Annotated in this window: 14 protein-coding genes; all 14 read left to right on the forward strand. The window is 44.0% G+C overall.

Annotation, left to right across the window (positions count from 1 at the left end; translation table 11 throughout):
- Positions 1-262: 262 nt before the first annotated feature.
- The 14 genes from ACAM37_RS01455 (at position 263) to ACAM37_RS01520 (ending at position 14,933) form a co-directional block, all read left to right on the forward strand.
- The gene (locus ACAM37_RS01455; RefSeq protein WP_227715569.1) at positions 263-925 is read left to right on the forward strand and encodes a TetR/AcrR family transcriptional regulator; all 663 of its coding nucleotides are present in this window, start codon (positions 263-265) and stop codon (positions 923-925) included.
- Between the two features lie 361 nt (positions 926-1,286).
- A complete protein-coding gene (locus ACAM37_RS01460; RefSeq protein WP_369626370.1) occupies positions 1,287-2,303 on the forward strand; it encodes an aliphatic sulfonate ABC transporter substrate-binding protein in 1,017 nt (338 codons plus the stop codon).
- A 172-nt stretch (positions 2,304-2,475) separates the two neighbouring features.
- A complete protein-coding gene (locus ACAM37_RS01465; protein ID WP_257619666.1) occupies positions 2,476-3,372 on the forward strand; it encodes an ABC transporter permease subunit in 897 nt (298 codons plus the stop codon).
- A complete protein-coding gene (locus ACAM37_RS01470; RefSeq protein ID WP_198001260.1) occupies positions 3,372-4,163 on the forward strand; it encodes an ATP-binding cassette domain-containing protein in 792 nt (263 codons plus the stop codon). The genes ACAM37_RS01465 and ACAM37_RS01470 overlap by 1 nt, the downstream gene beginning before the upstream one ends.
- A 356-nt stretch (positions 4,164-4,519) precedes the next feature.
- Positions 4,520-5,818 carry a YeiH family protein gene (locus ACAM37_RS01475; protein ID WP_369626371.1) on the forward strand — a complete coding sequence of 433 codons (1,299 nt, stop codon included), beginning with the start codon at positions 4,520-4,522 and terminating at the stop codon, positions 5,816-5,818.
- Entirely contained in the window at positions 5,815-6,012 is a 198-nt protein-coding gene (locus ACAM37_RS01480; RefSeq protein ID WP_204155600.1) for a hypothetical protein, read from the forward strand. Before ACAM37_RS01475 ends, ACAM37_RS01480 begins: the two co-directional genes overlap by 4 nt.
- Before the next feature lie 256 nt (positions 6,013-6,268).
- The gene (locus tag ACAM37_RS01485) at positions 6,269-7,486 is read left to right on the forward strand and encodes an SfnB family sulfur acquisition oxidoreductase (protein ID WP_369626372.1); all 1,218 of its coding nucleotides are present in this window, start codon (positions 6,269-6,271) and stop codon (positions 7,484-7,486) included.
- Between the two features lie 17 nt (positions 7,487-7,503).
- Positions 7,504-8,742 (forward strand): SfnB family sulfur acquisition oxidoreductase, encoded by a 1,239-nt coding sequence (locus ACAM37_RS01490; protein WP_369626373.1) that lies wholly within the window; start codon positions 7,504-7,506, stop codon positions 8,740-8,742.
- Positions 8,742-10,121, forward strand: a complete 1,380-nt coding sequence (locus ACAM37_RS01495; protein WP_369626374.1) for an LLM class flavin-dependent oxidoreductase — start codon at positions 8,742-8,744, stop codon at positions 10,119-10,121. The genes ACAM37_RS01490 and ACAM37_RS01495 overlap by 1 nt, the downstream gene beginning before the upstream one ends.
- A gap of 101 nt (positions 10,122-10,222) precedes the next feature.
- Positions 10,223-11,089, forward strand: a complete 867-nt coding sequence (locus tag ACAM37_RS01500; RefSeq protein WP_369626375.1) for a MetQ/NlpA family ABC transporter substrate-binding protein — start codon at positions 10,223-10,225, stop codon at positions 11,087-11,089.
- A gap of 44 nt (positions 11,090-11,133) precedes the next feature.
- Positions 11,134-12,207, forward strand: coding sequence for a methionine ABC transporter ATP-binding protein (locus tag ACAM37_RS01505; RefSeq protein WP_369626376.1), 1,074 nt, complete (start codon positions 11,134-11,136; stop codon positions 12,205-12,207).
- Positions 12,200-12,847: a methionine ABC transporter permease gene (locus ACAM37_RS01510; protein WP_007117073.1), complete on the forward strand. Its 648-nt coding sequence runs from the start codon at positions 12,200-12,202 to the stop codon at positions 12,845-12,847. The genes ACAM37_RS01505 and ACAM37_RS01510 overlap by 8 nt, the downstream gene beginning before the upstream one ends.
- 206 nt (positions 12,848-13,053) lie before the next feature.
- Positions 13,054-13,782: an FMN reductase gene (msuE, locus tag ACAM37_RS01515; protein WP_369626812.1), complete on the forward strand. Its 729-nt coding sequence runs from the start codon at positions 13,054-13,056 to the stop codon at positions 13,780-13,782.
- Positions 13,783-14,006: 224 nt separating this feature from the next.
- Positions 14,007-14,933, forward strand: a complete 927-nt coding sequence (locus tag ACAM37_RS01520; protein ID WP_065253420.1) for a CysB family HTH-type transcriptional regulator — start codon at positions 14,007-14,009, stop codon at positions 14,931-14,933.
- The last annotated feature ends 193 nt before the right edge of the window (positions 14,934-15,126 follow it).

Genomic DNA, 15,126 nt, shown 5'->3' on the forward strand with positions numbered 1-15,126 from the left:
TTGAGAGATTAATTAAACCGTTATAATAGTAATATTAATTACTACCTTAAAAAATTGCTCGGGTATTTATAGTTATTTATCCTTAAATTATATTATAAAGGTAATTTATATTACCAATGTAATACTAACTAAAAACCCTAAGATTATGATTAAATAGCCAAATAATGCCGCCATCATAACAAAGATAAAAAATGAGAACAATATTGTCTGCAGATATGGTAACCTATATTACTATTTTTTAAATATCTAAATAGAGAATGTTATGACTGCGTTGAAAAAGCCAATGACGCTTGGACGTCCTAGTAATACAATGGGTGATTTAACCTTACTTGCGCAGATACGACCTGCAACCTTAGATAAAATCGAAAAAAGTGTGATTACACTGTATGCCAGTGGTGAGAGTGAGGTCGCTGCGGATAGTGTGACTATGCAGTCAATTGCAAAACACGCGAACGTGTCACTGCAGACCTTGTATAAATATTTTGGCGATAAAAACACGCTGATTTATGTGATTTTAGATCGAGTGCTTAGTCGCCTAGCCGCTCGAATGATTGACCATTTGAGCGGTATTGATAGTGTCAAAGACCGGCTGCGTAAGACGCTATGGGTGATGTTTGATTTTGTTGACCACAATCCTGATGCGGTATTGTTTTTTTCTACAGCGATTCCTGTCTCCCACTATCAACATATTGCCATTTATGAAAACAAGGATTTGATGGAAGCTTTTTTGCAAGTGTTGTCGGATGGGCAGCAGCGTGGGGAGCTTAATCAAAATGTCTCGCTTAAAACCTTATTAGATGTGTTTATGGGGTTTATCACCCGATTGGGGCTGATGCACGTGTTAAGAAACGCTGCCAAACCGATGACAGCTGACTTTGATCCTTTGTTTGATATCCTATGGCAAGCTATTTCACGGCATGACTAAGAGAATAACGCATTTTACAAATACACGAACAACAATCTAGGAATGTTTGTCCGCTATTATTACCCCGAATAAATGAACGGTCCAGCACTGGCTGTAGCGATTGCGCCCTATGTTTTTCTCTACGCAGAATAGCATTTATCTGTCCACACACCCTTCCGCTATCAATAAACAATAAATTAAAGCGGTTAGCAAATTCCTCTATATTCTTATCAATTATAATTATTAAGCTTTGTTATTATTCTGTGGAATAATAGCGCCATTCGATGATGTTTGATAGCGCTTGATAGCATTTCATATCGAAAAAAATGAAAAATTTTGAGGATAAGGACAAATTGTCCTAAATATTGCATAAGGTGTTGTAATGAAAAAAGTTTCTGCTCTACTTATTTCGGGGTTTAGTATTAGCTTGCTATTAGCAGGTTGCCAGCAAAATACCACCAAATCTGCCAATGCGGCAAACACCAATGAAGCACAGACCAATGACGCTAAGAGCGGTGATGCAAAACCACTTGAAGAAGTGCGTATTGGATTACAAAGTTCAGGAGCGTTGGTGTATCTGCGGGAAAGTAAGCTGCTTGAAAAGTCGCTCGAAAAATCAGGCATCAAAGTCAATTGGGTGCAGTTTCAATCGGGACCGCCGATGCTAGAAGCGCTAAATACCAACAATATTGACTTTGGCACCACAGGGGACACGCCGCCCATTTTTGCCCAAGCTGCAGGTAGTAATCTAGTGTATGTGGCCTATGAAAAACCTTCACCACAGTCTGAAGCCGTCATTGTCCCCGCCAATTCAACCTTAAAGTCAGTGGCTGAATTAAAAGGTAAATCTGTGGCGGTGACTAAAGGCTCTAGTGCTAACTATACATTACTAAAAGCATTGGAACGTGACAAATTGAGTTTTGCTGACATAGATGTCAAGTATTTACAGCCATCTGATGCCCGTGCTGCCTTTGAATCGGGGAAATTGGATGCTTGGACCGTTTGGGAGCCTTATCTATCGAGTGCCAAAATTGAGCTAAAAGCGCGAGTTTTGACCGATGCTACAGGTCTTAAGCCCAATAATACATCGTTTTATTTGGCATCAACGGATTTTGCTCAAAAACATCCCGATGTGGTTAAAGACATTGTCAAAGCCATTGATGAAGCGGATAAAGCCATTACCGCTGACCCGGTAACTTTTAGCAAAATGATCCAAAAAGTCACCAATCTAAAACCTGACGTGGCGTTAGCCTCGGTGAAATCAAGAAACTACGGTGTCAACTATATCACCGATGACATCATTCAAGCGCAGCAGCAAGAAGCGGATACTTTTTATAAAAATAAATTGCTGCCAAAACAAATACAGGTAAAAGATATTGTCTGGTATCCACCCAAGTAAACCCTATGGCTAGTAAAAACATGGCTAGTAAAAAGCTAGTAAAAACCTAGTAAAAAAGGGTAGGTAACCTTTATGACGCTAGCTTGCACTTACTACGTTGAAGCGATACAGCCGACAGTTAGGCTTTTAACAGTTAGCTTAATAAAGATAAATTTGCATTGAGAGATTGTTTATGAAAACGTCAAGTTTTGTTGCGGATAATTCAGTGGTCGCGGCATCAAAGCCGCTACCGACGAAACCGATAAGGGTGAATGCGCCAGTCAAGACATTGTCAACCCGCAAGGTTGTTAAAACCCTATTTGCGCGTACAGGGGGTTGGTGGTTGCCATTACTTATGTTGGCGGGTTGGCAACTGGTAGCAAGTTATCAATTACTGCCTGAGGCTTACCTTAAAAATATTTCGTCACCCAGTGCCGTTCTTCAAGCGGGCTATGAACTCATAAAAAGTGGTGAGCTTTGGCAGCATCTAGGCATTAGTGCGCTGCGAGCGTTTGCTGGGTTGTTGATTGGCGGGTTGTTTGGGTTGGGGTTTGGGCTATTGACCAGCACTTTGCCTGTATTTCGCACCTTATTGGATACCACCTTTCAAATGCTGAGAAACATTCCACATTTGGCATTAATTCCCTTGGTCATCGTGTGGTTTGGGATTGATGAAGCGGCAAAGGTTTTTTTGGTGGCAGTTGGCACATTTTTTCCGATTTATTTGAATACCTATCATGGTGTGCGTAATGTGGATAAACATCTGGTCGAGATGGCAAAAAGCTATGATTTAACAGGTTGGGCATTGTTTAAAGAAGTGATTTTACCTGGGGCATTACCGAGTATTTTGGTGGGGGTGCGTTTTTCATTGGGCATTATGTGGCTGACGCTGATTGTGGCGGAAACCATTTCGGCCACCACAGGCATTGGGTATTTAGCCATGCACGCTCGCGAGTTTTTTCAGATTGATATCATTATGTTTTCAATCTTGGTTTATGCATTATTAGGGTTTTTAGCCGATTTTATTGCCAAAAAGCTTGAATTTGTTTGGCTCAAATGGCACCCCGCTTACCAACAAGGAGCACACTAATGTCAACGCCATTGTCAGCACCATTGTCAGCGTCATCCAGAACGCCATTAAAAACCTCAGCAGGATTGGCTTTAAGCTTAACAAATGTGGTCAAAAAATTTGACAATCGAGAAGTCATTAAAAACCTAGATTTGCACATTCAAAGTGGGGATTTTATTGCTATTGTCGGGCACAGTGGCTGTGGTAAATCAACATTGCTGCGTTTACTTGCGCAGTTAGAAACAGCGAGTAGCGGGGAGTTGACAGCCATGTCAATTGCCAACCAAGCCATGTCACCTCAGGCATGGCGACAATCTACGCGGCTGATGTTCCAAGATGACCGATTGTTGCCTTGGAAAACGGTACTGGAAAATGTGGGGCTTGGGCTAAAAACGCCAGACTGGAAAGCGCAAGCGTTGAAAGCGTTAGCGGAAGTCGGCTTGGCAGAGCGGGCTGATGATTGGCCATCGGCATTGTCAGGGGGACAAAAGCAGCGAGTGGCTTTGGCTAGAGCGATTATTCATCGTCCGCAGCTGTTGCTACTTGATGAGCCATTGGGGGCACTCGATGCATTAACCCGTCTTGATATGCAGCAACTGTTGGTCAAATTATGGCAAGAACATCGATTTACGGTCATTTTAGTGACCCATGATGTCAGTGAAGCGGTCATCACGGCTGATAGGGTGATTTTAATTGAACAAGGCAAAATTGGACTGGATTTGCCAATCTTATTGCCACATCCCCGTAATAATATGACTAAAACTGCGCCATTTGAGCAAATTGTACTTGATAAGATTTTAGCGGTGCATTGAGTCTGTCAATCGTTCAATGACAAGCAACTGACACCTTTTGGCACTCTTTGCCACCCTTTAGCACCCTTTATTGAGCAAAAGCCCATTAAAAAATTAATGGGCTTTTTTAATGATAAAATTAATCGATTTGATTTTTCTGTCTGGGCTAGCCGAAGCTTTGCTCAGTGCTTTTATTGGTGCTAAGTCAGTAAGTAAAATCCACCTAAACATTATGCGCTCACAGTACCGCCTGTTAGCAGAATTTATTATATTCATATCAGTTATGGTTACTAAGTGTAATCAATAATTTATGGAATAATGCCTTTTTCATTTGATACAAGTGCTATATCAATACTGGGAGAAAGGAGCGTGAGGTCATGAAATTTTTAAAAAATGAGGATAATTGGTCGGTTGTGCTGGGACTATTTATTGTGGTGGTGATTTGCACCTTGTATATATTGCAAATACCTATCGCCAACTTAAATGTCAAAATAAAACCTTGGTCAGATTTTAGTGAGTTATTTAACCTAGTTAGCCATTCAATCCTAGGACTGCTAAGCTTAGCGATTGGTTTTGGGTTATTGCTATTTTTGGGTGCCAAATCCGCGCAACCTGAAATAAAATTACCCCCATTTTTAGCCAAATTTATCTTATTGTTTTTGATGGCGGCGGGCATTTTGATTTTAAGTAGTAATAAGGTCGTCAAAGCATGGCAACTAGAAAGTCCTTTAGTAGCCTTGTTCATTGGTCTGTTACTTGGCAATTTTACCTCAATTGCTGATAAATTAAAGGAAGTGCTGAGAACCGAATACTATGTCAAAATTGGTATTGTTTTAATGGGGGCGACCTTACCCTTCACTACGATTTTAAAAGCGGGTCCGGCCGCCATTGTGCAAGCCTTAATTGTTTCGGTTGTGACTTTTTCTACCATTTATTTCGTAGCAACAAAAGTATTCAAGCTTGATAACCGATTTGCAGCGACCCTTGGTGCAGGTGGCTCGGTATGTGGGGTGTCAGCGTCGATTGCCATTGGCGGTGCCTGTAGAGCCAAGCATGAGCATGTGGCAGCGTCAATTTCGTTGGTGATTGTGTGGGCGGTAATTATGATTTTTGCGCTGCCATTTGCTTGTAAGCTGTTGGATTTGCCACCTGCGATTGCTGGTGCCTGGATTGGAACGTCTGAATTTGCAGATGCTGCTGGCTTTGCAGCGGTTGAAGCGATTGGTAATGAGTCTGCTACCCAAGCTTTTACATTAATGAAAGTGGTAGGCCGAGATATGTTTGTTGGATTATGGGCATTTTTGGCAGCTTATTTATCGGTCACTGTCTGGGAGCGTGCTTCAACGAACGAGCGAATTGATAAATCAGAGATTTGGCGTCGATTTCCTAAGTTTATTATCGGTTTTTTTATTGCCTCAATCATCACGACCTTATTTGTACTGATTGCACCCAACGCTGAAGCTTTTAATAAACAAGCATTAGGTCTTATCAAAGACTATCGCGGTTGGTTTTTTACCTTAACGTTTTTATCCATTGGTATGACAACGCGATTTAAAGCATTGGCAAGCGTGGGCATTAAACCTGTACTTGCGTTTACAGCGGGTGTTTTGGTCAATCTACCGCTGGGCTATTGGCTCTCTAACCATGTGTTTGCAAACTATTGGATAAATTTATGATCACCCAATCAACCACTATCAAAAGTCAAATCCCATTGCCAAAGACGGTGTTAGCGCAATTTGGCTTTAGCAATCATTGCTCCCAAGCCGTCTTTGATACGTGGGAGTTAAAAAAAGCCCTCAAAGCAGCGGGTATCGATGAAAATCAATATCAGCTGACAGTAAATTATAGCCGACAGTGGGGATATTTTTGATGGTTTGAAAAAACCTATGGCGATAAATTAGCTTTGTTATTAATTTGAAATTCATCCAACAATTTACCTGTTGGTCTAAGCCCTGATATAAGCCCATTAAAAGATTGATGGGCTTTTTTTATGTTCACCCAATCAATCAAATGACATATTGTTCATCACATTTCTTGCTATAGATAGCAAAATATCTTGGTTATCTTTGCGAAAAAAAATCTTTACCATGATGCCTTATTCAAGCATTTAGCGGTAAGGAATTAGCATGACGGATTTTAATCAGCCACTTGATAAATATGCCAAAGCGCAACGCATTGTCACTGATGAGCAAGCCATTCAAGCTGCCAAGCAAGTGGCGGCTTTTGCCCTCATCAAGCGCGACGAGCGCGACCAACAGCGACAATTGCCTTTTGCAGTGATGGATCTATTTAGCCAAACCGGGCTTGGCGGCATACGTATTCCCAAACAATATGGCGGCGCCGAAGTGTCAAATCGCACCTTGGCAGAGGTCTTTCGTATTTTGAGCAAAGCCGATGCCAATATTGGATTGATTCCACAAAATCAAATCAGCCTACTTAATATCATCAATATCATCGGCAATGACAGTCAAAAACGCTTTATTTTTGGTGAGATTTTGTCAGGCAGTCGCTTAGCCAATGGCGGGCCAGAACGTGACACCAAAGACAGCAAAACCTTGGCGACGACATTGACCATTGCCAACAATGGTTATTATCTTAACGGGGAAAAATTCTATTCAACAGGCAGCAGTTTTGCCGATTACTTGGCGATTAAAGCCTTACACCCTGAGGGTCATGTGGTACTTACCCTTATTGATAAAACCGCAACGGGCGTTGAGGTAGTAGATGATTGGGATGGTTTTGGACTGCGTACCACCTCAAGCGGCACGGTCAAACTTAACCAAGTCAAAGTCCTACCTGAGCTAATTTTTGATGAGCGCTTGCTTAGCGATGCACCGACCTATCGAGGGGCTTATTCTCAGCTGATACAAGCGGCGATTGATGTCGGGATTGCAGAAGGGGCGTTTGAAGACACCTTAGCTGTGGCAAAAAAAGCCCGTCCCATTGTCGATGCCAAAGTCGAAGCTGCGCGCTTTGAGCCGTATTTGCTACAAGTAGTGGGAAAGTTAAAAGTACGCTTGGATGCGGCTATCCTATTACTGCAAGAAGCGGCTGATTATTTGGATGCGCTGGATAGATTGGATTTTGTCACCGCAGAAGAGGCAGCACTCGCGTCTATCAAAGTAGCAGAAGCCAAAGTATATGCCAATGACGCCGCTCTCACGATTTCTGAAAAACTGTTTGAAATTGGCGGTAGTCGTTCATCACTTAGCGAGCATGGCTTGGATCAGCATTGGCGAAATGCCCGCGTGCATACTTTGCATGACCCAGTGCGCTGGAAGTTGCACGCATTGGGCGATTATTACTTAAATCACAAATTGCCCAACCGTCATGCTTGGATTTAGAAAGTAAGGAAAACACCATGTCAGATACCATCACCCGTCCAGTAAGGGACGCTCAAGCTTCGCTAGTCAAACCTACGCCCGTCGCCCATATCATCAAGTCGGACAACGAAGCATTAGAAATCGCCTATCAGCTTGCCCAATCGTTTAAACAAGCGCGTATAAAACGAGACCGCGAACGGCTATTACCCTTTGCAGAAATTGACAGCTTGAGCCAATCAGGGTTATGGGCAATCACCGTGCCAAAACGCTTTGGCGGCGCTGATGTATCAAGTTGGACCGTCGCTCAAATCATTGCGCTGTTGAGTGGTGCAGATGGGGCGATTGGGCAAATTCCACAAAATCATTACTATGCGTTAGAAGTATTAAAAAACACAGGGACAGAAGCCCAGCAGCAACGAATTTTTGCTGAAGTATTACAAGGGGCGCGGCTAGGCAATGCGCTGGCTGAGTTTAAGCCCAAAAATGCCGTTGATAAAACCACCAAACTCACCTCAACGCCAGGCGGTTATCTAATCAATGGCGAAAAATTCTACTGCACAGGCAGTCTGTTTGCACACCGTATTCCGACTTTGGTAAAAGACGACAACGACCGCGAATTTTTGGCATTTGTGCAGCGAGATGCCAAAGGTCTCACGCTGATTGATGATTGGCAAAGTTTTGGTCAACGTACCACAGGCTCAGGCACGGTATTATTTGACCAAGTTTTTGTGGATAAAGACGATGTCATTGCTTTTGATAAAGCCTATCAAAACCCAACGGTTTGCGGGCCGTTTGCCCAGCTGTTGCACGCCGCCATTGAGACAGGTATTGCACGTGGGGCGTTTGAAGAAACCTTGGTACAAGTGCGGCAAGCTCGTCCTTGGATTGATTCGGGCGTGGATAAAGCCACCGATGACCCACTCACGCTATTGCAAATTGGGCGCAGTGCGGCAGATGTGCGAGCGGTGGAGGTGTTACTCAAACACGCTGCCCAAACCATCGATGCCGCTCGTCCAACGCCCAATGAGCAAAATATTGCCCAAGCGTCATTGGCGGTCGCGGCAGTGCGCGCATTAAGCACCGAAGTGGCACTAAAAACCTCCTCACAACTCATTGAGCTAGCAGGCAGTCGCGGTAGCCAACGTGACAAAGGGCTAGACCTGTATTGGCGAAACGCACGGGTGCATACCTTGCACGATGCGGCACGGTGGAAATACTACTTTATTGCCAACTATGCACTCAATGGGGTATTGCCGCCACGGCGAGGGACGTTGTGATGGGTGAGACGGTGAAACAAGAAAATAACCTGCCAAAGCCGATTATTCTTAACGCCTTTGATATGAATTGCGCTGGGCATATCAATCATGGTTTGTGGACGCACCCAAGGGATGAATCTTATCGATTCAATGAGCTTAGCTATTGGACAGGCTTGGCAAAAACCTTGGAGCAAGGGCTGTTTGATGGGTTGTTTTTGGCGGATATCACAGGGTGTTATGACGTTTATCAACATAACATTGATGTGACCCTTAAAGAGTCGGTGCAATTGCCAAGCCATGACCCGACCACCTTGGTGTCTGCCATGGCGTCGGTGACTGAGCATTTGGGCTTTGGTATCACTGTAAATTTAAGTTATGAGACGCCTTACCAATTTGCTAGACGTATGGCAAGCCTAGACCACTTAACCCAAGGTCGTTTGGGATGGAATATCGTGACAGGGTATTTGGACAGCGCTGAACGGTTGATTGGTAATCAAGGGCTAAAGGCGCATGATGTACGCTATGAGCAAGCGGACGAGTTTTTGCAGTTGTGCTACCAGTTTTGGGAAGGCTCATGGCAAAACGATGCAGTCAAAATAGACAAACAGGCGCGCATTTTCACTGACCCTGCCAAGGTAAAAGCGATTCACCATCAAGGGCGTTTTTACCAAAGTGACGGCGTTTTTCAAGTGATGCCGTCTATTCAGCGCACGCCAGTGCTATTTCAAGCAGGGGCATCAGCCAAAGGTTTGGCATTTGCCACCCAGCACGCGGAGGCGATTTTTATTGGGGGTGGTGAAAAATCAGCGATTAAACGGCAGGTGGAGACGATTCGCCAGTTGGCAAAAGCACAGGGTCGCAATCCCAATGACATCAAAGTGCTGATGGGAATCACAGTAGTAACTGACAAGCGTCACGACCTTGCTCAAGCAAAACTGGCGGAGTATGAAGGCTATGCCAGTAGCGAGGCAGGATTGGCACATTACTCAAGTTCGGTGGGGATTGATTTATCACAGTATGCCGATGATGAGGTGATTGCCTACCAACAAACCAATAGCATTGCGTCGGTGAACCAGCGCTTTCAGCATCAGCAGGTTACCAAAGCGCAGCTGATAGCCGAGCATCGGTTAGGGGGACGCTATCCGCTAATCGTGGGTGATGGGCGCGAGGTGGCTGAGGCATTGATAACCTGGGTGGACGAGACAGGAATTGATGGTTTTAACGTCACTCGCACGGTCACGCCTGAGTCTTACGAGGACTTTATCCAGTATGTCATTCCTGAGCTACAACGTCGTGGACGCTTCAAAACCGAATACAAACAAGGCAGTCTACGCCACAAGCTCATTGGCAAAGGTGAGCGATTACTCATTTCACACCCAGTGCAAAGCTTTCGATGTTAACCGCTTGTTTAGACGACATTTTTTAGTGCTATCAGTTTTTTATGTTTTAAGCAGCTATTTCTAAGCAGCTATTTTTAAACCATCATTTTTAAGGAGCTATTATGGCAATCGCAGCAAAACATCGTGCTACTGTTTTAGGGGTAACTATCATTGCTGTCTTGGTGTTACTGAGCGGCTGGGCATTTTACAATAAAAGCCAAGCATCAAACGTCACCAAAGACAATCCGTTAACCATCGGTATTAGCCCGCCTTTTGCCAATCCACTTAAAGAAGCAGTCGCGGCGGCAAAACAGCAAGGTATCAACGTCAAATTGGTCGAGTTTACGGATTGGAATACCCCAAATGTAACACTTAACAGTGGCGACATCGATGCCAATTATTTTCAACATCAGCCGTTTTTAACCAATGCACTCAAACAGCATCCAGAGTATAAGCTATCGGCTTTGGGGAAAGGGGTTGCCACCCATGTCGGTTTGTATTCTAAAAAATACCAAAGCCTAGCAGCATTGCCGACGCGTGCCCGTGTGGTGGTGCCAAATGACCCTGTTAATCAAGGGCGAGCGCTACTACTGCTGCAACAGGCAAAATTAATTGGGCTAAAAGACCCAAATAATTTTCTGTCTAACTTAAACGATATCAGCAGCAATCCAAAACAATTGCAGTTTATTGAAGTCGAAGGGCCGCAGACCGCACGAGCGGTTGATGATGCTGATTTGGTGTTTAGCTATCCGCATTATTTGCGCTTAGCCAAAACCATTGACCCTAATCAAGCTTTAGTCTTTGATGATATTACCAACAACCGCTATGCGATTTTATTTGTCACTCGGGATGATTTTGCCCAAAAAAATCCTGAGCGCGCCGAACAGCTGAAAAAATTTATTCACATTTATCAAACTTCCCCTAACGTAAAACAAGTGCTAAATAAAGAAATCGGGGGGAAACTTTGGTTTCCAGGTTGGACCTCGTAATGCGTTAACAAGTTTTAGCCATAACAATTACAAAGGATCATGCTATGCAGTCGTTTACTCATATTACCCAAGATGACAGTCATTCATCACCTCCCTATATCCGAATCGATAAGGTCAATAAGTTTTATCAAGGACAAGCGCAAGCGATTCATGCACTAAAAGATATCTCACTTGAGGTGCCAACAGGCAAAATTCTGGGTATTATCGGTAAAAGCGGGGCGGGCAAATCATCGTTGTTACGCATTATCAACGGCTTGGAGTCGATTAGTGATGGTCATGTTTATATCGATGATAACAATGTGGCAGCACTGAGCCAAGCACAGCTGCGACAGCTGCGACAAGGCATTGGTATGATTTTTCAGCATTTTAATCTGCTGTCGAGTAAAACGGTACAAGACAACGTCGCCTTGCCCCTAAAAGTCGCCAAAGTAAGTCAGGCTGATATCAATAAACGTGTGGCGCAAGTGCTAGAGATGGTGGGTCTCAGTGATAAAGCATTGATGTATCCTTCCCAGCTATCAGGCGGTCAAAAACAGCGGGTGGGCATTGCGCGGGCGCTCGTGAATGAACCCAAAATTTTATTGTGTGATGAAGCCACATCAGCACTAGACCCAGAAAGTACCCAGTTAATTTTGCAGTTACTCAAGCAAATTAATAAAAAACTTGGCATTACCATTGTGCTCATTACCCATGAAATGCAAGTCATTCGAGATATTTGCGACCAAGTGATTGTCATTAACCAAGGGCAAATCGTTGAAACAGGACCGGTGTGGAAAGTATTTGCCTCACCCATGCACACCATGACCCAAGAATTACTAGGCTATAATCAGTCATCCATTGATTTGGGTGAGGATAAACTCACCGACAAACACAATGCCACTCATACCTTGCTCAACCTAAGATACGTTGCCCCAGTAAAATCTGCGCCTGATTTAAAAGCAATTTTTGCGCAATTTGAAGCGCCCGTCTCTTTGTATCAAAGTCAAGTGGATACCATTCAAGGCTACTTGGTAGGCAATATCGTCGTTGGCGTCGCAACCACGGGTTTAGATGTCGCCCAGTTGGCGCATCGCTTGGGAAATCAAATTTTGCATGTGGAGTTAATCGGTTATGCTTGAGTTGTTACTGACGGGGTTGATTGATACGCTGATTATGGTTGGCGTATCAGCGATTTTAGCGTTTTTATTGGGGTTACCGATCGCATTGGTATTGGTCAATTCAAGCGAGCAAGGTATTGCCCCGTCATTTTTGACCAATCTAAGTTTGGGTTGGTCGGTGAACATCGTGCGTGCTATTCCCTTTTTGATATTGATGGTGGCTATTATTCCAGCCACTCGAATGATTGTCGGTACAAGCTATGGTGTGTGGGCAGCCGTGGTACCGTTAACCTTAGCAGCGACCCCTTTTTTTGCTCGAATTGCCGAAGTGAGTCTGCGTGAAGTTGACCCAGGGCTCATAGAAGCGGCACAAGCGATTGGCTGCAACCGTACACAGATTATTCGGTATGTCTTATTGCCCGAAGCATTGCCTGGCATTATTGCCGGGTTTACCGTGACGATTGTCACCATGATTAATTCGTCTGCCATTGCTGGCGCGATTGGGGCGGGGGGCTTGGGCGATATTGCCTATCGTTATGGCTATCAGCGCTTTGATGTGCAAATGATGGTATCAGTCATTGTGGTTTTGGTGACATTGGTGATGTTGGTGCAAGCCACAGGCGATAGTTTGGCTCAATGGGTCGATAAACGCCAATTGTAGTCATGCAGGTCTGCCACTTTGACTTTGATATGGCAAATTTGATATAGCAAAAAATCAGCTAAATAATGCAGATATTGTTGTTTCACAAGCGGCTTAATTTTTTGTTTAATGAGGTTATCGACATGTCATCGATTCATCTGATTACACTAAATTAAGGAACAAAGATGTCTATCACTCAAAATTTCACAAATCAACCAAATCCAGCCATGCCACTCAATATCGTTGCGGTATCGGGTGGGCTCAACACACCATCAAAAACCGAAAGTCTGGTGCAAAATATTGTAGATGAGTTGGCACAAGCCACGCCCATCAACGTGCATTTTATCAAGCTGAGTGAAATCGGGCCTTTACTCAGTGGGGCGATTTATCGTAACCAACTGCCAGAACGTGTGCGAAACGACTTGGCAGCGATTGAGGCGGCGGACGCCTTGATTGTAGGAACGCCGGTGTATCGCGCGTCTTTTACCGGATTGTTTAAACACTTATTTGACTTTGTGGAGCAAACCGCGCTCGTGGATGTGCCGGTATTGTTGGCTGCCTCTGGCGGTAGCGATCGTCATGCACTGGTACTAGAGCACCAGCTTCGCCCATTGTTTAGTTTTTTCCAAGCCCAAACATTACCAATTGGCGTGTATGCGACAGATAAAGACTTTACCCCAGAATACACCGTCTCAAGCCAACAGTTGCGTGACCGTATTGTGTTAGCGGTGGCGCGCGCGTTACCGATACTTGAGTGGGCACCCGCCAAAGGCCGACGCGCCCAAGCCATTAAAGAAAAATCAGCGCAAGCCAATCAGCAGTTAGGCATTAATAAACAAGTCGAACAAGCCGAAATATTACCCTCTGTGGCAGTGCCAGATTTATCGAGTGCCGAAGCCAGACTACACCCGCAAACTACTCAATCATTCCCTAAAAACCATCCATCCGTCGCCTAAAGGGCACATGCCTTAGTGTGTATGTGTATTAGCTGACATCACCAGCTCAGTATGAGTAAATATAACCCGAGCAACAAACTGTTTGGGTTATTCTAATTTTGTTTTTTTGTGTGATTGATATATGTAATTTTGGAATATTAATTTGTTTGATAGGCGTTTGTTGTCCTAGGCCGCTCGGCTTACACTAATTTTATTCATTATCGGATTATTTGGGGCAACAGACTATGAACTTTCAACAACTTCGTATTATTCGAGAAACGGTGCGCTGTGACTATAACTTGACGGAAGTAGGCAATGCATTATTTACCTCACAATCGGGTGTGTCCAAACATATCAAAGACTTAGAAGATGAGCTTGGCGTCGGGCTGTTTGTGCGTAAGGGTAAAAGGCTATTAGGTTTGACCGAGCCGGGTAAAGAATTGTTGGTCATTGTAGAGCGGATGCTACATGATGCCAACAATATCAAAACCTTGGCTGAACAATATACCAGCCAAGATAAAGGCGAATTGACCATCGCAGCCACCCATACCCAGTCTCGTTATATTTTGCCGCCCGTTGTGCAAGCGTTTAAACAGCTTTTTCCTAAAGTGCATTTGCGATTGCTACAAGCCGCACCGCCAGAAATTGCGGCAATGCTACTTGATGGACGAGCGGATATTGGCATTGCCACCGAAGCCTTGTCAAGCTATAGCGAGCTTGTGACTTTTTCTTATTATCACTGGTATCATGCGATTGTGGTGCCGCCAAACCATCCGCTAACCCAGCTTGAACAGGTAACGCTTGCCGACATAGCCCATTATCCGATTATCACTTACATTAGTGGTCATACCGGGCGAACGATGATTGATGAAGCGTTCGCCAAAGCAGAATTACAGCCTGATATCGTGATGACCGCATTGGATTCTGATGTGATAAAAACTTATGTGGAATTTGGTATGGGCATTGGTATTATCGCCGATATGGCATTCAATCCCAATAAAGATACCCAGTTAACATTACTGGGTTGCGAGCCGCTATTTCATCAAAATACCACTTTGCTCGCGGTGCGACAAGGGCATTTTTTACGAGGATTTGGCTATCAGTTTTTAGCCTTGTGTAACCCCACGTTAACCCAAGCAACAATGCATGATGCCATACAACCTAGCAGCTAACGCTAAATACTGATAAGCAAGTTGGCAAAACTTATCATCTGCTACATCCGATGTAATACGCGTCAAATTCGCTTGTTGTCTCGCTTGCTGTGCTATTTTTAAGATTTGGGCTTGTTTATCTGCTGTTGATATGACTTCATTTGACGATAAAAACGCTTTATGGTGAAAACTGTAAAGCTTTTTTTATGTCACT

The sequence above is a fragment of the Moraxella sp. K23 genome, assembly GCF_041154765.1.
GTDB classification, from domain to species: domain Bacteria; phylum Pseudomonadota; class Gammaproteobacteria; order Pseudomonadales; family Moraxellaceae; genus Faucicola; species Faucicola tetraodonis.

What these genes read in the sequence shown, in the direction of transcription:
- ACAM37_RS01455 (WP_227715569.1), top strand. Translation starts at nt 263, where the DNA reads ATGACTGCGTTGAAAAAGCCAATGACGCTTGGACGTCCTAGTAATACA.
- ACAM37_RS01460 (WP_369626370.1), top strand. Translation starts at nt 1,287, where the DNA reads ATGAAAAAAGTTTCTGCTCTACTTATTTCGGGGTTTAGTATTAGCTTG.
- ACAM37_RS01465 (WP_257619666.1), top strand. Translation starts at nt 2,476, where the DNA reads ATGAAAACGTCAAGTTTTGTTGCGGATAATTCAGTGGTCGCGGCATCA.
- ACAM37_RS01470 (WP_198001260.1), top strand. Translation starts at nt 3,372, where the DNA reads ATGTCAACGCCATTGTCAGCACCATTGTCAGCGTCATCCAGAACGCCA.
- ACAM37_RS01475 (WP_369626371.1), top strand. Translation starts at nt 4,520, where the DNA reads ATGAAATTTTTAAAAAATGAGGATAATTGGTCGGTTGTGCTGGGACTA.
- ACAM37_RS01480 (WP_204155600.1), top strand. Translation starts at nt 5,815, where the DNA reads ATGATCACCCAATCAACCACTATCAAAAGTCAAATCCCATTGCCAAAG.
- ACAM37_RS01485 (WP_369626372.1), top strand. Translation starts at nt 6,269, where the DNA reads ATGACGGATTTTAATCAGCCACTTGATAAATATGCCAAAGCGCAACGC.
- ACAM37_RS01490 (WP_369626373.1), top strand. Translation starts at nt 7,504, where the DNA reads ATGTCAGATACCATCACCCGTCCAGTAAGGGACGCTCAAGCTTCGCTA.
- ACAM37_RS01495 (WP_369626374.1), top strand. Translation starts at nt 8,742, where the DNA reads ATGGGTGAGACGGTGAAACAAGAAAATAACCTGCCAAAGCCGATTATT.
- ACAM37_RS01500 (WP_369626375.1), top strand. Translation starts at nt 10,223, where the DNA reads ATGGCAATCGCAGCAAAACATCGTGCTACTGTTTTAGGGGTAACTATC.
- ACAM37_RS01505 (WP_369626376.1), top strand. Translation starts at nt 11,134, where the DNA reads ATGCAGTCGTTTACTCATATTACCCAAGATGACAGTCATTCATCACCT.
- ACAM37_RS01510 (WP_007117073.1), top strand. Translation starts at nt 12,200, where the DNA reads ATGCTTGAGTTGTTACTGACGGGGTTGATTGATACGCTGATTATGGTT.
- msuE (WP_369626812.1), top strand. Translation starts at nt 13,054, where the DNA reads ATGCCACTCAATATCGTTGCGGTATCGGGTGGGCTCAACACACCATCA.
- ACAM37_RS01520 (WP_065253420.1), top strand. Translation starts at nt 14,007, where the DNA reads ATGAACTTTCAACAACTTCGTATTATTCGAGAAACGGTGCGCTGTGAC.